18 protein-coding genes are annotated in these 18,616 nt (G+C 45.8%); 6 read left to right on the forward strand and 12 right to left on the reverse strand.

The features are described 5' to 3' along the window. Nucleotides 1-5: 5 nt before the first annotated feature. On the reverse strand, nt 6-779 hold the full coding sequence (locus tag OQ477_RS07980) for a Cof-type HAD-IIB family hydrolase (RefSeq protein WP_265972016.1): 774 nt from the start codon (nt 777-779) through the stop codon (nt 6-8). 354 nt (nt 780-1,133) lie between these two features. Between OQ477_RS07980 and OQ477_RS07985 the strand changes: the two genes are divergently transcribed. Continuing rightward, nucleotides 1,134-1,343 (forward strand): DNA-dependent RNA polymerase subunit epsilon, encoded by a 210-nt coding sequence (locus tag OQ477_RS07985; RefSeq protein ID WP_003154548.1) that lies wholly within the window; start codon nt 1,134-1,136, stop codon nt 1,341-1,343. Nucleotides 1,344-1,348: 5 nt separating this feature from the next. Beyond that, nucleotides 1,349-3,016 (forward strand): ribonuclease J1, encoded by a 1,668-nt coding sequence (gene rnjA, locus OQ477_RS07990; protein WP_007611151.1) that lies wholly within the window; start codon nt 1,349-1,351, stop codon nt 3,014-3,016. Between the two features lie 34 nt (nt 3,017-3,050). Here rnjA and ade read toward each other — a convergent pair whose 3' ends face one another. The 5 genes from ade to OQ477_RS08015 all read right to left on the reverse strand — a co-directional run bounded on the left by ade (nt 3,051) and on the right by OQ477_RS08015 (nt 8,229). After that, complete coding sequence (ade, locus tag OQ477_RS07995; RefSeq protein WP_038457873.1) at nt 3,051-4,784, reverse strand: adenine deaminase; 1,734 nt, start codon at nt 4,782-4,784, stop codon at nt 3,051-3,053. A 148-nt stretch (nt 4,785-4,932) separates the two neighbouring features. Further along, nucleotides 4,933-5,598, reverse strand: a complete 666-nt coding sequence (gene ktrC / locus OQ477_RS08000; protein WP_003154554.1) for a Ktr system potassium transporter KtrC — start codon at nt 5,596-5,598, stop codon at nt 4,933-4,935. 40 nt (nt 5,599-5,638) lie between these two features. Then, the gene (locus OQ477_RS08005; RefSeq protein WP_015239773.1) at nt 5,639-6,466 is read right to left on the reverse strand and encodes a gamma-glutamylcyclotransferase; all 828 of its coding nucleotides are present in this window, start codon (nt 6,464-6,466) and stop codon (nt 5,639-5,641) included. Nucleotide 6,467: 1 nt separating this feature from the next. Beyond that, nucleotides 6,468-7,772: an ATP-binding protein gene (locus tag OQ477_RS08010; RefSeq protein WP_032874761.1), complete on the reverse strand. Its 1,305-nt coding sequence runs from the start codon at nt 7,770-7,772 to the stop codon at nt 6,468-6,470. A gap of 172 nt (nt 7,773-7,944) precedes the next feature. After that, entirely contained in the window at nt 7,945-8,229 is a 285-nt protein-coding gene (locus OQ477_RS08015; RefSeq protein WP_024085249.1) for an AbrB/MazE/SpoVT family DNA-binding domain-containing protein, read from the reverse strand. 270 nt (nt 8,230-8,499) lie between these two features. Between OQ477_RS08015 and mreBH the strand changes: the two genes are divergently transcribed. From mreBH to OQ477_RS08030, 3 genes are all read left to right on the forward strand, one after another. Beyond that, on the forward strand, nt 8,500-9,507 hold the full coding sequence (mreBH, locus tag OQ477_RS08020; protein ID WP_003154558.1) for a cell shape-determining protein MreBH: 1,008 nt from the start codon (nt 8,500-8,502) through the stop codon (nt 9,505-9,507). A 71-nt stretch (nt 9,508-9,578) separates the two neighbouring features. Beyond that, on the forward strand, nt 9,579-9,713 hold the full coding sequence (locus tag OQ477_RS08025) for a protein YkpC (RefSeq protein ID WP_003154559.1): 135 nt from the start codon (nt 9,579-9,581) through the stop codon (nt 9,711-9,713). Nucleotides 9,714-9,813: 100 nt separating this feature from the next. Continuing rightward, entirely contained in the window at nt 9,814-11,046 is a 1,233-nt protein-coding gene (locus tag OQ477_RS08030) for an aminopeptidase (protein ID WP_095059983.1), read from the forward strand. A gap of 29 nt (nt 11,047-11,075) precedes the next feature. On the opposite strand, the gene OQ477_RS08035 is transcribed toward OQ477_RS08030, so the two are convergent. Both OQ477_RS08035 and OQ477_RS08040 read right to left on the reverse strand, forming a co-directional pair. Next, the gene (locus OQ477_RS08035) at nt 11,076-11,984 is read right to left on the reverse strand and encodes a ketopantoate reductase family protein (protein WP_265972017.1); all 909 of its coding nucleotides are present in this window, start codon (nt 11,982-11,984) and stop codon (nt 11,076-11,078) included. A gap of 112 nt (nt 11,985-12,096) precedes the next feature. Continuing rightward, nucleotides 12,097-13,716: an ABC-F family ATP-binding cassette domain-containing protein gene (locus tag OQ477_RS08040; RefSeq protein WP_007611134.1), complete on the reverse strand. Its 1,620-nt coding sequence runs from the start codon at nt 13,714-13,716 to the stop codon at nt 12,097-12,099. 161 nt (nt 13,717-13,877) lie between these two features. Here OQ477_RS08040 and OQ477_RS08045 point away from each other — a divergent pair, with 161 nt between their 5' ends. Continuing rightward, nucleotides 13,878-14,147 (forward strand): hypothetical protein, encoded by a 270-nt coding sequence (locus tag OQ477_RS08045; protein WP_021493749.1) that lies wholly within the window; start codon nt 13,878-13,880, stop codon nt 14,145-14,147. Between the two features lie 37 nt (nt 14,148-14,184). Here the strand turns inward: OQ477_RS08045 and sipT are convergent, their stop codons facing one another. The 4 genes from sipT to OQ477_RS08065 all read right to left on the reverse strand — a co-directional run bounded on the left by sipT (nt 14,185) and on the right by OQ477_RS08065 (nt 18,480). Continuing rightward, nucleotides 14,185-14,766 (reverse strand): signal peptidase I sipT, encoded by a 582-nt coding sequence (gene sipT / locus OQ477_RS08050; protein WP_003154568.1) that lies wholly within the window; start codon nt 14,764-14,766, stop codon nt 14,185-14,187. Between the two features lie 131 nt (nt 14,767-14,897). Beyond that, nucleotides 14,898-16,802 (reverse strand): PTS fructose transporter subunit IIABC, encoded by a 1,905-nt coding sequence (locus tag OQ477_RS08055; protein WP_095271792.1) that lies wholly within the window; start codon nt 16,800-16,802, stop codon nt 14,898-14,900. 14 nt (nt 16,803-16,816) lie between these two features. Beyond that, nucleotides 16,817-17,728, reverse strand: coding sequence for a 1-phosphofructokinase (gene pfkB, locus OQ477_RS08060; protein WP_045207294.1), 912 nt, complete (start codon nt 17,726-17,728; stop codon nt 16,817-16,819). Next, nucleotides 17,725-18,480 (reverse strand): DeoR/GlpR family DNA-binding transcription regulator, encoded by a 756-nt coding sequence (locus OQ477_RS08065; protein WP_007611128.1) that lies wholly within the window; start codon nt 18,478-18,480, stop codon nt 17,725-17,727. The genes pfkB and OQ477_RS08065 overlap by 4 nt, the downstream gene beginning before the upstream one ends. Nucleotides 18,481-18,616 lie beyond the last annotated feature (136 nt).

An 18,616-nucleotide genomic window follows, 5' to 3' on the forward strand; every position in this document is an offset into this window, starting at 1 on the left:
TTTCTCTATTTCAAAAGGCCCAGTTCTTTGACGGCCCAGCTGATTCCTTCCTCATCCACCGGCTTTGTGACGAAATCAGCGGCAGCTTTTAATTCCGGAACCGCATTTCCCATCGCCACCCCGGTGCCGACAAAGCGGATCATCTCAAGATCATTTAGTCCGTCGCCGAATGCATAAGTGTCACTTACGCCGTACGGAAGCCGCTCAAGCACTCTTTTAATGCCTTCCGCTTTTGAACCGCCTTTCGGAAGCACATCCGTTGACAATTCGTGCCAGCGGACATAATCAAACTCCGGAAAAGCGGCATATGCTTTTTCTTCATGTCCGCGGCAGAATAAAAGCAGCTGATAAATTTCTTTTCCTTTATAAAAAGTTTCATCAACTTCGGGATAAGGCGCTTTCAGACTGCCGATTCCTTCCAAGACGTACGGATGTCCGGGGGCGGTCGTTTTCATCGTGTCTTCCGCCATAAATACGACGGGGTGCTCCCCTTCTGCCGCCTGCTTTAATAAACGCGCAACCGCATCTTCAGGAAGCGGATTTTTATAAATGACCTCGCCTTCAAATACGACATACTGGCCGTTGTATGAAATAAATGATTCAATCTCGAGCTCTTCCAGAATCGGTTTTACCATAAACGGGGACCTTCCGCTGGCGATAAAAACGTGATGGCCAGCCTCTTTAAGCGCCTTCACGGCGTTTCTTGCGCTATCGGGAATATGTTTATCATGGTCATAGATCGTGCCGTCAATATCAAAAAAGATCAGTTTTGGATTCATGTCAATTTCTCCTTTTTCCCGTTTATCAGTCGTGTCTTTTTCAATATCATCATACAGAAAGTTTTTCTTCCGGAAAACCGCCTTGATGAAATTCCAGTTTTACCCACGAAAACAAATTCATTTTTTCCGCATACTACTTCTATAAAGGGCTTTAAAGGAGGTATACGATGCTGCGCCGATTACGGAAGAAACTCAGAAGACAGTGGGGCGGAATGCTCCGGAAAAAAGTCATCGCGTAGAAGGGATCTTTCGTTTTTTGAAAGTCCCTTTTTTGCTCGAGACTTTCCTTATAATCCGTTTTCGAATATAATAGAATAAGCGAGTCTAACATACGGCATTTAAGGAGAGATTTGGATGATTTATAAGGTATTTTATCAAGAGAAGGCTGACGAAGTACCTGTTCGGGAAAAAACAGATTCACTTTACATTGAGGGCGTTTCAGAACGGGACGTCAGAACGAAACTGAAAGATCAGAAATACAACATTGAATTTGTTCAGCCTGTGGACGGTGCTTTTTTAGAATATGAGAAGCAGAGCGAAAATTTTAAAGTATTGGAGTTATGAGCGGAATGAAATTTGTAAAAAATGACCAGACTGCCGTTTTCGCCCTCGGCGGATTGGGCGAGATCGGAAAAAATACGTACGGGGTGCAGTTTCAGGATGAAATTGTACTGATTGATGCGGGAATCAAGTTCCCGGAAGATGAACTTCTCGGCATTGATTACGTAATCCCCGATTACACGTATTTAGTAAAAAATGAAGATAAAATTAAAGGTCTGTTTATCACCCACGGTCACGAAGACCATATCGGCGGTATTCCGTACCTGCTCAGACAAGTAAATATTCCCGTTTACGGCGGTAAACTCGCGATCGGCTTACTTCGGAATAAACTTGAAGAGCACGGGCTGTTAAGACAGACCAAATTAAACATCATCGGTGAAGACGACATCGTGAAGTTCCGCAAGACGTCTGTATCCTTCTTCAGAACGACACACAGCATTCCGGATTCATACGGAATCGTCGTCAAAACACCGCCGGGCAATATCGTACATACCGGGGACTTTAAGTTCGATTTCACACCGGTAGGCGAACCGGCAAACTTAACAAAAATGGCTGAAATCGGGAAAGAAGGCGTTTTGTGCCTGCTTTCTGACAGTACAAACAGTGAGGTTCCTGATTTCACCATGTCAGAACGCCGCGTAGGCGAAAGCATTCACGATATTTTCCGAAAAGTGGACGGCAGAATTATATTTGCGACATTTGCTTCGAATATACACCGTCTTCAGCAGGTGATTGAAGCAGCCGTTTTAAAAGGCAGAAAAGTTGCCGTATTCGGACGCAGTATGGAATCGGCTATTGAAATCGGACAAAATCTCGGCTACATTACCTGTCCTAAAAATACGTTTATTGAGCATAACGAAATCAATCGTTTGCCTGCCAATAAAGTAACAATTTTATGTACGGGAAGCCAAGGTGAACCGATGGCGGCGTTATCACGCATCGCTAACGGGACGCACCGGCAGATTTCCATTAATCCCGGAGATACGGTCGTCTTTTCTTCCTCTCCGATTCCCGGAAACACAATCAGCGTAAGCCGCACCATCAACCAGCTGTACCGTGCGGGCGCAGAAGTCATTCACGGTTCATTGAATGACATTCATACATCCGGACACGGCGGACAGGAAGAGCAGAAGTTAATGCTCCGCCTGATCAAACCGAAGTTCTTTATGCCGATTCACGGTGAGTACAGAATGCAGAAAATGCACGTCAAACTCGCGACTGATTGCGGTATACCTGAAGAAAACTGCTTTATCATGGATAATGGCGAAGTGCTGGCCCTCAAAGGCGAAGAAGCCGCTGTGGCAGGCAAAATTCCGTCCGGCTCCGTTTACATTGACGGAAGCGGAATCGGTGATATCGGCAATATCGTGCTCCGCGACCGCCGCATTCTTTCAGAAGAAGGCCTTGTTATCGTTGTTGTCAGCATCAATATGGACGACTTTAAGGTTTCGGCGGGGCCTGATTTAATCTCAAGAGGTTTTGTATACATGAGAGAATCCGGTGATTTGATCAATGACGCGCAGCAGCTCATTTCGAACCATTTGGAGAAAGTAATGGATCGGAAAACAACGCAGTGGTCCGAAATTAAAAACGAAATTACCGATACACTTGCTCCGTTCCTATACGAAAAAACAAAACGCCGCCCGATGATCCTTCCGATCATTATGGAGGTCTAAAAAAAAAACTGCACTCATTACGAGTGCAGTTTTTTTATTGCAGCGGAATATGCTGAAAGGCTTTGACATCAAACAGACCGGCCGCTGTCATTTTAATATCCGGAATCACCGGAAGCGCTAAAAACGATAATGTGAGAAACGGATTGAAATCACCGGTGAATCCGAGCAGAGGAAGCTTTTCATGAAGCACGCCCAAGCTGTCATTGACCCATTCCGCCGACTTATCAGACAAAAGCCCGGCGATCGGAAGCGGAACGGAATGAAGCAATTCTCCGTTTTTCACGGCTGTTAATCCTCCTCCGGTGTCACGGAGCCTGTTGATTGCTTTTGCCAAATCGGCATCGTTTGTACCGACGGCGATGATATTATGGGAATCGTGAGAAATGGTTGTGGCGATGGCGCCTTCTTTTAACCCGAACCCTTGTACAATCCCGAGTCCTATCATTTTTTCGCCGCTGTGCCGTTCTGCGACGGCGATTTTTAATAAATCATTTTCTGTATCAGGACGAAACGCGTCAGCAGACGGTGCAGGCACTTCTTTTTTTCTCGTCTCCAAATGATTCGGTATCATTTCGATTACATTCATTTTCTTGCCCTCTTGAATCGGTATATGAAAATCCGATTCAGTCAGCGGCGCTTTCAGCCGCACTGTATCCAACAGCGCCTGGTCCGGCGAATAGGAACCGGCAGACTGTTCATAAACCGTGCGTCCGTTCTCGGCAACGGTCCGGCCGGCGACCATGGTCTTCGTGACGGCAGCCTCCCGCACATCTGAAATGAACAGCAGATCTGCGTCAAAACCCGGTGCTACTGCCCCTTTTGTTTCAAGGCCGTAGCACTCAGCCGCATTTAAGCTGGCGAGCTGATACGCAAGGAATGGATCAAGTCCCGCCTTTATCGCCATTTTGACTTGGTGGTTCACACTTCCTTCTGAAAGCAGATCATCTACATGCTTATCATCCGTGCAAAAGAAAAAGCGCCGCGCGTTTTTTTCATTCACCGCCGGCAGCACATTGAGCGTATTTTTCGCTACCGATCCTTCGCGCAGCATGACATACATTCCCCGTCTGATTCTGTCCAGCGCTTCTTCTTTTGTCGTCACTTCATGATCATTCGACACCATTGCGGTTCTATATATATTGATGATATCTGAAGACAGTCCGGCTAAATGCCCGTCGATCCGTTTTCCATGACGCTTGGCATCAAGCAGTTTCTGAAGCATATCCTCTTCACCTTCCGCAACAGACACATAATCCATTACTTCCGCAAGTCCAAGCACCTCTTTCTCCTGATAAAAAGGCTTTAAATCCTCGGCTTTTAATACGGCTCCTGAGCGTTCAAAGCTAGCGGCGGGAACACAGGAAGGAAGCATGAAACGGATGTTCAGCGGCGCCTTTTTCGCCTGCTCTATCATAAAAGAAATGCCTTTTGCTCCGGAAACGTTCGCAATTTCGTGAGGATCAGTAATGACAGTAGTCACTCCGTGAGGGAGGACGGCTTTAGCAAATTCAATCGGAGTAACCATAGAGGACTCGATATGAACATGTCCGTCAATAAAGCCCGGAACGATCATTTGACCTTCTGCATCAATGACTTCTTCCCCTTCATATTCGCCCAGCCCGACGATCACTCCGCCCGTAATGGCGATATCTGCAGAAATCCATTCCTGGTTAAATACATCCATGATTTTTCCGTTTTTAATGACGGTATCGGCTTTTTGTCTGCCGGCTGATGCATTCAGCCGTTCAGCCAGTGTTTCTTTGTTCAAAATGAGGCCTCCTCTTTTTCTTTATATGGTACAATATGCTATCGGATCGCCTGATCATAGTCAATAAAAATTGCAGAAAATACCGCTTACATGATAAATGTCTTTCTATTCTGACATAATAAAAGACCGTCCTTTTACGGACGGCTTTTCACTTTGTGTGAAGCACTCTTTTTTCAAATCGGGAAATGTCCGTAAGAGAGCCGATAACGATGAGAATATCTTCTTTTTGGATCATTTCAGTCGCCAGAGGAGATACGATCACTTCTTTTTCTCTCTTGATGGCTACGATATTAATGCCGTACTTCGCCCGGATGTCCAGATCAAGCAGTGTGTTGCCCGCAAGCCTGCTGTTGGCCACGATCTCCACAATGCTGTGTTCGTCGGACAGCTCCAAATAATCAAGCACATTATTTGATACGATGTTGTGGGCGATGCGTTTTGCCATGTCACGTTCAGGGTGGACGATGTGGTCGGCCCCGATTTTCGCAAGCACTTTCTCATGATAATCGTTTTGCGCTTTAACCGTGATCGTGTTCACGCCGAGTTCCTTTAAGATCAGCGTCGTTAAAATGCTCGCCTGTATATTTTCGCCGATTGCCACAATGACGTGGTCAAAGTTGCGCAGCCCTAAGTTTTTCAGCACTGATTCATCGGTTGAATCGCCGATGACCGCGTGTGATGCGATTTTGGCGTATTCATTTACTTTATCTTCATCAATATCCATCGCCATGACCTCAAGGCCTTCTTCACTTAATGCTTTGCAAATACTTCCGCCGAAGCGTCCGAGACCGATAACGGCAAACTCTTTTCTCATAACAGTACTCCTTTAAACAATATCTCTAATAGGAATAGTATCACATTTTCGGCAATGAGTTCATATAGCGTTTAAGCTTTTCTGAAAAGGCGGGTGATAAATACAGGTCCGCTCCGCGTTCGATTTCTTCCTGATAGTGACCCGGAGGCGCAATTTCCTCAGCTTTATCAAGAACCAGAAATGTCAGGACACCTCTGTATACACGGCCGCCGGCACACACTTCTATGAACGCGGGACGGTATGTGTGGTTATCAACACCTTCTCTTTTGTACAGATAGGTTGCCGCTTCAAACGGGAGCTTGTACAGCACGCCTTCAGTTCGTCCCCCGTCTTCAACAAGATCGGCTCTGGAACCGTCAGGACGCCTTAAGGTGAATCTCGTCGAATATCCTTCAACAACCGCCCCTCCGACCGGCTCGGCAAAAAAGTGGTCGACCCCCGCCTGTTTAAACCGGGCATTGTCCATACAGGAGCCGTATGCGAAATAATAAACCGGACTGTCATCCTCCCGTTTCATAAAACGGTATTCTTTCCAGTCTCCGCTTTTGATACGGCTGAATGAGGCACACTGGTCGGGCTTTACGACATATGCGAAGGCGGTTTTATTCCCGGCATCCGTCGTCACGGCAACCTCTTTCCGATCAAAATCAGCATAATACGCATCCAGCTTACGGATCATCTGATGATCTGTTTCATACAATTCTCCGTACACAAAAGCTGTTTCTGCTAAAGACGCCGCAGGCTGACCTTTATCCGTTTCGTACAGCACGCCGTTTATCGCGGCCTGCTCGCACACACACGGAGCGCCCTTCAGCAGTTCATGATTTTCTTCACGCTTCCGTAACAAACCGTATACAAAAAGAAGCAAGTTATTTTTCCTCCTTTTGGACAGCAGCCGCTTCTAACGGCAGAATCACCTGAAACGTACTGCCTTCTCCATTTTTGCTCTTAATGTTAAGTTTACCATTATGCTCCTTCAGAATTCGTAAACAAATCGGAAGACCGAGACCCGTTCCCTGATCTTTTGTTGAGAAAAACGGTTTCCCGATGTTTTCAAGCTTTTCTTTCGACATGCCGTTCCCTTCATCCTGTATGCTGATCACCGCGTATTCTTCATCCCGTTTTGTATAAATATGAATATTCCCGCCGTCAGGCATCGCTTCAATCGCATTTTTAATAATATTGATAAATACCTGTTTCAACTGGTTTTCGTCACCGTTGACCATACAGGACTCAGTCTGCCTGAAATCCTTCTCAATCACAGTGTTCGACAGCACCGCGTTCGTGTCAAGAAGCGTCGCCACCTGCCTTAAAATATGGTTGAGATGATGAGCGGTAAACGTCACGGTCTGCGGCTTGGCGAGCAGAAGCAGCTCCCCCAGCACAAGATCAATCCTTTTAATCTCCGAAAAAATAATATCAAAATAATCCGTTCTTTCCGGATACTGGGCTTTCATCAGCTGGAGAAAGCCGCTGACTGACGTTAAAGGATTTCTTACTTCATGGGCGATTCCTGCAGCAAGCTCCCCGGCAATGGCCAGCTTTTGAGATTGCATGGCAAGGCGTTCGTTCGTTTCCAGAAGCTCGTCGACCGCTTTTTTCCGTTCACTGATATCAGACATCGTCCCCAGGCTTCCGACAAATTTCTGTCTGCGGTCATAATACAGCTTATAATGGACTTCTCCCCAAAAGATCGTGCCGTCTCTTTTAATATATTTGGCCGTAAACATTCCTGACGGGGACTGCTGCTTGATTTGGGAGATAATATAATCAATGATATGTTTTTCTTTTATAAAATAATCATTATACATCGTGCCCATACATTCGCTGATGGAGTGGCCCGTAATCGCCGTCCAGGCCTGATTCAAATATGTAATATTCCCTTGCGCATCCGTCTGAAAAACGATTTCCTGCAGATTGTCCATGATCCGGTTTTTCTCATCTGAAAGCGCCTTTGCTTTCTGCTCGCTGTCCTTCAGCTCCGCCAGCAGCTGCTTTTTATTATCCACATAATAAGCCAGCAGCCAGACGCTGATTAATGTGACGGCGGTAAAGGTGATGTCAACGGGCCAGTTAATCGGATTCCGTTCAATCATATAAAATAAATAATCCCAAAACATAATAAAAATCATTGCCAAGATTAAGGAAATGATACGCGCTTGATATTTTCCCATAGTCCCACCTGCCGCTAGCATTTCTACATATATTGTAACATTGTTGACTGCATTATTGACTAAAAAATGATAACTATTCCCAATTAATTGAGCAGGTTCGCTTACTTTTCCCGTGAGTTTTTGCACAAGTTCATAATAAAAGGACGGAATGATGCTCCGCCCTTTTTGCTGATTATGATCTATCTTTTAACGCTTCCTCGATTTCCTCAAGCAGCATTTTCGCTCCTTCAGGACTTAAAATAATTTTGCCGTTGCCGTACTCCTGATTTTCGGAGGTAATTTCCCCCGTCATTAAGCAAATGCCGTGCGGCTTGTATTTTTTTAAGACAATTTTGTCTCCGTCAACGAAAAATTCAATACTATCTTTAATAGCGATATCCAATGCTCTTCTCAATTCAATCGGCATGACAATACGCCCGAGTTCGTCTACTTTTCTTACTACACCAATTGATTTCATAGAAATCCCCTACTTCCTTTAATGTCTCTTCTTTATGTCCAAGGAAAATCCTTCATAAACGTAGACGAAAGGAACGGAGCAAAAGTTTCTCAGCATCCGGAACTGAATGTTTTTTTACAGAAGAAAATCCTTTTGAAATATGGGATACAGACTTTCCCTCCTTTTTTACAAAAACATTTCATTCCCGGCGGAAACCCCCAAAAATCGTGGTTTTTCTCAGAAACTTTAAATGTAGAATCAATTAAATCAGGATAGGGATTGGGTGAAAACATGTTTCAATCAACTGAGATCGGAATCGACTTAGGAACCGCTAATATACTTGTTTACAGTAAAAATAAAGGAATTATTTTAAACGAGCCTTCCGTTGTCGCTGTAGATACAACAACGAAAGCGGTGCTTGCCATCGGAACGGATGCCAAAAGCATGATCGGAAAGACGCCGGGGAAAATCGTCGCCGTACGGCCGATGAAAGACGGTGTCATTGCTGATTATGATATGACAACTGACTTATTAAAACACATTATGAAAAAAGCCGGAAAAAAAATCGGAATGACCTTCCGCAAACCGAATGTCGTCGTCTGCACGCCTTCAGGCTCAACAGCCGTTGAACGCCGCGCCATCAGTGACGCTGTCAAAAACTGCGGAGCGAAAAACGTTCACTTGATTGAAGAACCCGTAGCCGCTGCAATCGGAGCCGACCTCCCTGTTGACGAGCCGGTCGCAAACGTCGTCGTAGATATCGGCGGCGGTACGACTGAAGTCGCCATCATCTCATTCGGTGGCGTCGTATCCTGCCATTCGATCAGAATCGGCGGCGACCAGCTTGATGAAGATATCGCCTCGTTCGTCAGAAAAAAATACAACCTGCTGATCGGGGAACGTACGGCAGAACAAGTGAAAATGGAAATCGGTTTTGCATTGATCGAACATGTGCCGGAAACGATGGAAATCCGCGGGCGTGACCTTGTAACCGGTCTGCCGAAGACAATCAGACTGCAGTCTAATGAAATTCAGCACGCGATGCGTGAGTCGCTCCTGCATATTCTTGAAGCGATCAGAGCGACACTTGAAGATTGTCCGCCGGAGCTCAGCGGTGATATCGTTGACCGCGGCGTCGTGTTAACCGGCGGAGGCTCCCTTTTAAACGGGATGAAAGAATGGCTGACAGATGAAATCGTCGTTCCCGTTCATTTGGCGGCAAATCCGCTTGAATCAGTGGCTATCGGCACGGGACGTTCATTAGACGTCATCGACAAGCTGCAAAAAGCGATTAAATAATAAGATTGTGCTTCTTTTTTCTCCAGCCGGCTCATATTGTGAGAACTGGAGAAACATTAAGGAGGAAGCATATGCTTAGAGATGTGGGAAGACGCGTAGCAGTAGCCGTCATTTTAAGCGGAATTATTCTGGGGGGTATGAGCATTTCACTGGCCAATATGCCCCATTCTCCGGCCGGCGGTGCCGTAAAACTGAATCACCCGTAAAGACGCAGCAAAAGCTGTGTCTTTTTCGTTTGTGCTCCTTTCTTTCCTTTATGAGGCGATATTTGATATGATGAGAAAAACCGATGAGGAGGAATGAACGATGAGTTCGTTTACTGAAAAGTTACATACATATGCTCAGCTGGCGGTAGAAGTCGGCGTTAATGTCCAAAAAGGACAGCATGTCGTAATCAATGCCTCAACTGATGTCCGGGAACTTGTCAGACTGCTTGCCAAACATTCTTATGAAAAAGGCGCAAAAAACGTCACCGTAAATTGGCAGGACGATGAACTGTCCAGATTAAAATACGAGATGGCACCTTTTGAAGCGTTTGAAGAGTATCCTGAATGGGAAGCAAAAGGCAAAGAAGAGCTCGCGAAAAAAGGGGCTGCGTTTATTTCTGTCGTCTCATCCGATCCCGACCTGTTAAAAGGCACTGACGGCAAACGGATTGCAGCGTTCCAAAAAGCCGCCGGAAAAGCATTGCATACATACAGACAATATATTCAATCAGATAAGGTCAGCTGGACGGTGATCGGAGCCGCTTCAACAGGCTGGGCGAAAAAAGTGTTCCCGGATCAGCCGGAAGAAACAGCCGTTCAGCTTTTATGGGAAGAAATTTTCAAAACGACCCGCGTAAATGAAGAAAACCCTGTGGAAGCATGGAAAAAACATGATCAAAACCTTCATGAAAAAGTGGAACACTTAAACAGAAAACATTACAGCGCCCTGCATTATCAGGCTGAAGGAACAGACTTAACCATTGAACTGCCGAAAAAACATGTATGGGCAGGCGCAGGAAGCGTGAATGAGAGCGGGCACGAATTCATGGCCAACATGCCGACAGAAGAGGTTTTCACCCTTCCGCAGCGTGACGGGGTGAACGGCACGGTTTCCAGCACGAAACCGCTGAGCTACGGCGGCAACATTATTGATAACTTCACTCTTACCTTTGAAAACGGCCGCATCGTTGATGTGAAAGCTGAAAAAGGCGAGGAGATTTTAAAAGGCATCGTCGAAACCGATGAAGGCTCACACTATCTCGGAGAAGTGGCCTTAGTGCCGTACGATTCACCGATTTCACAATCAAATATTTTATTTTACAACACACTGTACGATGAAAACGCCTCTAACCACTTGGCGATCGGCAGTGCGTATGCCTTTAATATTGAGGGCGGCAAACAGATGACACGGGAAGAGCTTGTCAAAGAGGGCTTAAATGAAAGCATTACACACGTAGATTTTATGGTCGGTTCCAAAGATATGAATATCGACGGCATTACGGCGGACGGCAAAAGAGAACCGATCTTCAGAAACGGAAACTGGGCATTTTAATAAAAAAGGAGGCGATTAGGCCTCCTTTTTTATTTTGCTTCATACATTTGCAAGTTGGCAAAGACAGTTTCCAAAACAGGGGTATCAACTGACAAGCCTTTCGCTTTCTCAAGCAGAAACCCGTGTAAATGATCACCTTCTGTCACCCGGCCATTTTCCATGTCTCTCAGCATCGACGATTTCATATGGTAAGACATGCTTGTCAATGTGCGATAACTCTCTTCTTCCAGACCAGGATCTTTCGGGATGCCGGCAGCCTTGAAAATGGCTCCGATTTCAGCAAAGAGGCGCTTTGCCGTGTTGCGGCCGCCTTCTGTTTCTAAAATCGGTCCGACCGGCTGTTGAAACAGAGTGGTCACTCCCGCCTGCGCGGCAATAAACATATATTTTTTCCAAATGTCCTTTTCAATATCCCGGCTGATGATGACATCCGCTTTCACACCTGCAAATGCGTTTTCCAGCTCATTCATACGTTCCGTGCGTTCCCCGTTCCATTCACCGAAAACAAAGCGGTGGGCAGCGCTCGTATGAAGAATGTCCCCTTTGTCGTTAAGGGCGCTCTCAATAAAGCAGAGGCCGCCCAGCACCTGCCGTTTTGAAAAAGCTTCAAACAGCTGGTTATAGTGCCTGTATCCGTTTAAAAAAGGAATAATGACCGACGAAGGTTTGACAAACGGTTTGACATCCCGAATGACGTCCTGCAAAGAATACGCTTTTGAAGCGATGATAACCGCGTCAAATGCTCCTTCTTCGCCCGCCATCATTAATTTCGGCTTAATTGAAACATCACCTTTTGCACTTTTGACGGTCAAACCCGTTTCTTGTAATTGTTCCGCCCGTTTCTTGCGGACGAGAAACGTAACGTCATTTCCCTTCTCTGCAAGACGTGCGCCGATATAACCGCCCACTCCTCCAGCTCCGACAACTAAAAACTTCATGATGCATTCCTCCGTCTCTTTTCAAGTTATGTATTCATTTATTGTAACGGGAAGTCAGAAGATTGAAAACTTTTTTCATAAATAAAAAAGCAGAGTCTCCCCTGCTTCTTTATTACGCGTATAGCTCTTCAAGCTTTTTCTGTACATCCGCGTTTTCAAGAAATTCGTCATAAGACATTTGTTTGTCAACAATGCCTTTAGGCGTTAATTCAATGATGCGGTTGGCAATTGTCTGTACAAACTGATGGTCATGAGATGAAAACAGCATAGCGCCTTTAAAGCTGATTAAGCCGTTGTTAAGCGCCGTAATGGATTCCAAATCTAAGTGGTTGGTCGGTTCATCCAGAATTAAGATATTCGCACCGGAAAGCATCGCTTTTGAAAGCATGCAGCGCACTTTTTCTCCTCCGGAAAGGACGTTTGATTTTTTGTTGACTTCTTCTCCTGAGAACAGCATGCGTCCTAAGAAACCGCGCAGAAAGCTTTCGCTTTGGTCATGTGGCGAGTATTGGCGGAGCCAGTCAACAAGGTTCGCATCGCTGCCGTCAAAATATTCGCTGTTGTCTTTAGGGAAGTACGCCTGAGAAGTGGTCACGCCCCATTTAAATGTGCCGCTGTCTGCTTCCATTTCCCCGGAAATGATTTTAAACAATGTTGTAACGGCAAGTTCGTTGCGGCCCGTAAAAGCGATTTTATCTTCTCTGTTCATAATAAAGCTGACGTTATCAAGCACTTTTACCCCGTCAATCGTTTTTGTTAAGCCTTCAACCCGCAGCACGTCATTTCCGATCTCGCGTTCCGGCGTGAAATTGACATAAGGATAACGGCGTGATGACGGTTTGATATCATCAAGCGTGATTTTATCAAGGAGTTTCTTTCTTGATGTCGCCTGCTTTGATTTAGAGGCGTTGGCGCTGAATCTGGCCACGAACTCCTGAAGCTGTTTAATCTGCTCTTCTTTTTTCTTGTTGGCTTCCTGAGAAAGCTTTAAAGCAAGCTGGCTGGATTCATACCAGAAATCATAGTTGCCGACGTACACTTGAATTTTATTAAAATCAAGATCGGCGATGTGCGTGCACACTTTATTTAAAAAGTGACGGTCATGGGATACGACGATGACTGTATTCTCAAAGTTGATTAAAAACTCTTCCAGCCACTGAATCGCTTTCAGATCCAAGTGGTTGGTCGGTTCATCAAGCAGCAGAACGTCCGGCTTGCCGAACAGCGCCTGTGCCAAAAGCACTTTCACCTTTTCTGAACCGCCTAAGTCCGCCATTTTCTTCGTATGCAGGTCTTCAGAGATGCCCAGGCCCTTTAACAAAATAGCGGCTTCACTTTCAGCTTCCCATCCGTTTAATTCCGCAAACTCTCCTTCAAGCTCAGCGGCGCGGATGCCGTCTTCATCTGAAAAATCAGGCTTCATATAAATCGCGTCTTTTTCCTGCATGACTTCGTATAAACGTTTATGTCCCATAATGACGACTTTCAGCACTTCGAACTCTTCATATTCAAAGTGGTTCTGCTTCAGAATGGCAAGACGTTCGCCCGGGCTCATATGGACATCGCCGGTCTGCGGCTCCAGCTCACCGGATAAAATTTTCAAAAATGTTGATTTTCCGGCACCGTTTGCGCCTATTAATCCGTAGCAGTTGCCCGGCGTAAATTTAATATTGACATCTTCAAATAACTTGCGATCCGCAAAACGCAAGCTCACATTATTTACAGCAATCATTTAGAATCCTCCATCGTGTCTATCATCATTAAAAGTATACCATGAATAAAGGGGAAGAGAAATGTTTCCCTGCGAATATACGGGTTTGAAAGATGCAGGCGTCAAACCCGGAGCGCTGTGATACAATAGATATATATACATATTCATCACGGAGGAACAAGTTGAAGCTTTTAACACTCACAGAATACTGTCTTATGATTTTCTTCACCGGGGTTTTTCTGGCCGTCACAGGCTTTACGGCACGTGACATCGGCTTGTACGTCGGAATCGCCCTCATTTATACGTTTTCGCATCTCTTCTCAAAACGGATGCTTGAAAAACGCGGCAAAGAGAAGAAGCAGGTGAATCTTTTTTTCAGCGTTCTGGCCATTGTCGGATCAGTGCTGGCCACGGTATTGTTCATCGCCGTCGCCGCCTCGTTTGCCAAATAAAAAACGCCTGCTGTCCAAATCGGGCAGCGCGGCGTTTTTATTTTGTCTGACGCATATCATGAAACGGGAAGAACACAAACTTCGAGGTGCCGACGATCCGGTTTTCGGCAATTAAACCGAGTCCGTTCCGGCTGTCCATTGAGTTCAGCCGATTGTCGCCCATGACGAAGTATTTGCCTTTCGGAACCTTTACGGGGCCGAAATCTCCCGTCAGGTTGACTCCCAGTTTTTTCGCTTCTTTTTTATTGCTCGCGAGGTACGGTTCTGCGATTTTTTTGCCGTTTATATAAAGCGTGTCATTTTTCATTTCCACCGTTTCTCCCGGTTTTCCGATGAGCCGCTTTACATAATGGACTTTCGACGTATCGCCGTTAATAATGACGATGTCCCCCCGCTCGATTTCTCCGATATAATTGACGCTTTTGTTGACAAACAGCCTTTCACCGTCATGTAATGTCGGGTACATTGATGATCCTTCCACTAAGTACGGTTCAAATAGGAAATGGCGGATTAAAAGCGCAAGAGCGACCGCTATAATGATGGCCTTTCCCCATTCCCAATACGTGTTGGATTTTCTTTTTACCGATTTTTCAGAAGTAGGTTTTTGTTCTTCAGTCAACGTGGTTCCTCCTAGACGATCACTGTTACGGTTTCATGTACTATCTTTACTTTATCACAACTCATCACAAAATACATAACGCTTCTATGCGCATATGATTGAAAAAAGCGCCCGTAAAGGACGCTTTTTGCTTATTTCTCTACAACCGGTTTTTTGACGATTCCCAAGATAACCGCCGTTACAACCGCTCCGATCACGATGCTCATTAAGTAAAGCAGCGGATGGTTCGTAATGAATGCAACGAATATTCCTCCGTGCGGTGCAGGAAGCGTTACCCGGAAAAACTCTGTCAGTCCGCCCGCTACCGCAGAACCGACAACGGCTGCAGGGATGACGCGAAGCGGATCAGCCGCTGCAAACGGGATGGCGCCTTCTGTAACGAAAGCTGCTCCCATGAAGTAGCACGTAATACCGGCTTCACGGTCACGTTTAGAGAATTTGTGTTTAAAGAATGTTGTCGCCAGTGCGATTCCAAGCGGCGGAGCCATTCCGCCCGCCATGATGGCCGCATGCGGCGCATAGTTTCCGGCCCCGATCATCGCGATACCGAAAGTGAACGCCGCTTTATTGAGCGGGCCGCCCATGTCGATAGCCATCATACCGCCTAAAATAATACCCATTAAGACAAGGTTTCCAGTTCCAAGGCTTTCAAGCCAATTTGTTAAGAAATTCATAAACGCTGCTACAGGTGTGTTAATGACAAACTGCATCAGAACCCCTGTGATAAAAATACCGAGCAGCGGATAAATCAATACAGGTTTTAATCCGTCAAGAGTCTGAGGAATAAAGACAAACAGCTTTTTCAAAAGGACTACGACATAACCGGCTAAGAATCCGGCAATCAGTCCGCCCAAGAATCCGGCATTCGCCTGCGTAGCCATAAATCCGCCGACCATACCCGGCGCAAATCCCGGACGGTCCGCAATACTCATTGCGATGAATCCGGCAAGAACGGCAACAATCAGTTTTAACGCATTATCGCCGCCGATAAAGTTCAGCGCTGCGGCAAACGTGTTGTATGTCGGGTCTTTCGGATCAGCTGAATGAATTCCCCAGAAGAATGAAATCGCAACGAGAATTCCGCCGCCGACGACAAATGGCAGCATGTTGCTGACACCGCTCATTAAGTGTTTATAGAAAGTACTTCCGATACTTGTGCCTGATTTCTGTTTCGGGCCGTCTTCATCTGAAGCGGAAGATCCTCCGCCGCTGCCCTCGTAAATCGGCGCATCTTGGTTAACGGCTTTTTCAATCAGTTCCTGAGGACGTCTGATACCGGCCGTCACAGGCACTTGAAGAACATGTTTGCCTTTAAAGCGTTCCATTTCAACCTGTTTATCAGCCGCCACGATGATCGCAGGCGCGTCTTCAATTTCTTGAGCCGTCAGCTTATGTTTGATACCGCTTGAGCCGTTTGTCTCTACTTTAATGTCAACGCCGAGCTCTTTCGCTTTTTCCTTCAGTGCGTCAGCTGCCATGAACGTATGGGCGATACCTGTCGGACATGCCGTAACGGCAAGGATTTTGCCTTTTCCTGACGGCGCTGCCTGTTCTTCCTGCTCTTCTTCTTCCTCATCGTCATCTTTGTCATGCTGATTGATGATGTCAATGATCGCATCTTCTGATTCAGCTTCAAGAAGCTGTTTGCGGATCTCCTCACGCATGAGAAGCGTTGAAAGTCTTGATAATGCTTCAAGGTGCGTATTATTCGCTCCTTCGGTTGCCGCAATCATAAAGACCAGGTGTGCCGGCTGACCGTCTAATGATTCATAATCCACACCATCTTTTGAACGTCCGAATGCGATGGCCGGGTTAATGACGCTCGCCGTCTTCGCATGAGGAATGGCAATGCCTTCGCCGATTCCCGTTGAGCTTTGGCTTTCACGATTTAAAATGGCTGCTTTGTAAGCCTCTCTGTCATTTAATCTGCCGGCTTTGTCAAGCACTGTCACCATTTCATCGATAACGTTTTCTTTCTCTTTGCTTTCTATATTGAGATGAATTGTATCTCTTGTTAACAGCTCAGTTATCTTCACTTTTCTTTCCTCCTCTATAGACGTGTGACTTTAACTTCAGGAAGAAGCTGCTGTACAAACTCTTCAGTTCCGAGTTCTTCAGAAAATGCCGTCGCGCTTCCGGAAGCAACTCCTAAACGGAACGCATCTTCCAAAGGCAGCTGTTTTGAAATTCCCGCAAGGAATCCCGCGACGACGGAATCACCCGCGCCTACCGAATTGACAAGCTTTCCTTTAGGAACATTGGCGAGGAAAACCGCCTCTTTCGTAAATAAAAGCGCACCGTCGCCAGCCATCGAAACAATCGCGTGTTCAGCGCCTTGTTCAATCAATTTTTTACCGTAAGGAACGGCAGCTTCGGCTGAATCAATGACCGTATTGAACATTTCCCCAAGCTCATGATGATTCGGCTTCATCAAAAACGGTTTCATTTCTGTCGCTTTCATCAGCGCTTCACCGGAGATGTCCACGACTACCCGGGCATTCTGCTTTCTGCATGCCTCAGCAATTTTTTCATACGTGTTATGCGGCAGGGAAGAAGGAATGCTTCCCGCTAAAACGACGATGTCTCCCTCTTCCAGAGCGGAGAACTGTTCTAAAAAGGTATTGAACACTTCGTCTGAAATCGTCGGGCCCTGTCCGTTAATTTCCGTTTCATCGCCCGTTTTCAGTTTTACATTTATACGCGTGTCTTCATCTACCTCAGAAAAAGCCGTTTCCAGACCTTCCTGCTGCAAAAATGACGTGATATAATTTCCGGTAAATCCGCCGACAAACCCCAATGCTTTTGACGGCACATGGTGTCTTTTCAGTAATCTTGAAACGTTGATGCCTTTTCCGCCGGGATACTTCGTGTCATAGCTGGAACGGTTTAAACCGCCTACGGCAAAATCTTCAACGTGAACGATATAGTCAACAGACGGATTGAGGGTTACAGTGTAAATCATGGTTTCACTACCTTTACGACAGTTTTTTCTTGGTAATTATCGAATGCAAGTTCTTCAGCTTCAGTGGTAATGATAGCTGCATCGCCCAAGGCGGCGAACGCTGCGAAAGAAATCTCGCCGAATTTAGAAGGATCGGCTAAAACATACGCGTTTTTCGCCTGTCTCACAGCCTTTGTCTTCAGAAGAGCCTCATCCGGATCGGGTGTTGTAAAGCCGGCTTCAATGTGCACGCCGTTCACCCCGAGAAAGCTTTTGTCAAACCGGTACTGGCTGACCGCCGTTAATGAGGCGCCGCCGATCATCGCACCTGTTCTATGCTTCACATATCCTCCGAGAAGATAAAAAGGAATCCCTTTCCTTATTAAAGCGTCGATATGCATAACTCCGTTTGTGACAACCACAATGTCCTTTGTATGATCTATAAAATCAATCATGTGCAATGTAGTTGTTCCCGCATCAAGGTAAATACAGTCACCTTCTTCTAATAAAGATGCCGCTTCTTCTGCGATCTTCAGTTTATCTTGAAGGTTTTTGGAGGATTTTTCAAGCATATCGGGTTCTTGCCTGCTGTTGGAAAGTTTAGACGCCCCGCCGTGAACGCGCTTTAAAAATCCGCGCTCTTCGAGTGTTGATAAATCTCTTCTGATCGTTGATTCAGAAGCATTTGTCATGCTTATCAGCTCTTGAATCTTCACCACATCACGCTTTTCAATCTGATCAATAATCAGCTGATACCTTTCAGGAGTGAGCATATTCCGCCTCCTTTGGAAACGTATTCATTTCGGCTGCAAGATAATTGTAAACGCTTTTTTTACTTCTAGCAACTAAAATCACTCAAATTCATTCAATAACTATCAAAATCTTTCACATTTGTTCATATTAACGTAT

Source organism: Bacillus sp. ChL18 (genome assembly GCF_026241425.1).
Classification (GTDB): domain Bacteria; phylum Bacillota; class Bacilli; order Bacillales; family Bacillaceae; genus Bacillus; species Bacillus velezensis.

Coding starts and splice junctions, on each gene's coding strand:
- OQ477_RS07980 (WP_265972016.1), bottom strand. CDS start 779: ATGAATCCAAAACTGATCTTTTTTGATATTGACGGCACGATCTATGAC.
- OQ477_RS07985 (WP_003154548.1), top strand. CDS start 1,134: ATGATTTATAAGGTATTTTATCAAGAGAAGGCTGACGAAGTACCTGTT.
- rnjA (WP_007611151.1), top strand. CDS start 1,349: ATGAAATTTGTAAAAAATGACCAGACTGCCGTTTTCGCCCTCGGCGGA.
- ktrC (WP_003154554.1), bottom strand. CDS start 5,598: ATGAGAAAAGAGTTTGCCGTTATCGGTCTCGGACGCTTCGGCGGAAGT.
- OQ477_RS08010 (WP_032874761.1), bottom strand. CDS start 7,772: ATGGGAAAATATCAAGCGCGTATCATTTCCTTAATCTTGGCAATGATT.
- OQ477_RS08015 (WP_024085249.1), bottom strand. CDS start 8,229: ATGAAATCAATTGGTGTAGTAAGAAAAGTAGACGAACTCGGGCGTATT.
- mreBH (WP_003154558.1), top strand. CDS start 8,500: ATGTTTCAATCAACTGAGATCGGAATCGACTTAGGAACCGCTAATATA.
- OQ477_RS08025 (WP_003154559.1), top strand. CDS start 9,579: ATGCTTAGAGATGTGGGAAGACGCGTAGCAGTAGCCGTCATTTTAAGC.
- OQ477_RS08030 (WP_095059983.1), top strand. CDS start 9,814: ATGAGTTCGTTTACTGAAAAGTTACATACATATGCTCAGCTGGCGGTA.
- OQ477_RS08035 (WP_265972017.1), bottom strand. CDS start 11,984: ATGAAGTTTTTAGTTGTCGGAGCTGGAGGAGTGGGCGGTTATATCGGC.
- OQ477_RS08040 (WP_007611134.1), bottom strand. CDS start 13,716: ATGATTGCTGTAAATAATGTGAGCTTGCGTTTTGCGGATCGCAAGTTA.
- pfkB (WP_045207294.1), bottom strand. CDS start 17,728: ATGATTTACACTGTAACCCTCAATCCGTCTGTTGACTATATCGTTCAC.
- OQ477_RS08065 (WP_007611128.1), bottom strand. CDS start 18,480: ATGCTCACTCCTGAAAGGTATCAGCTGATTATTGATCAGATTGAAAAG.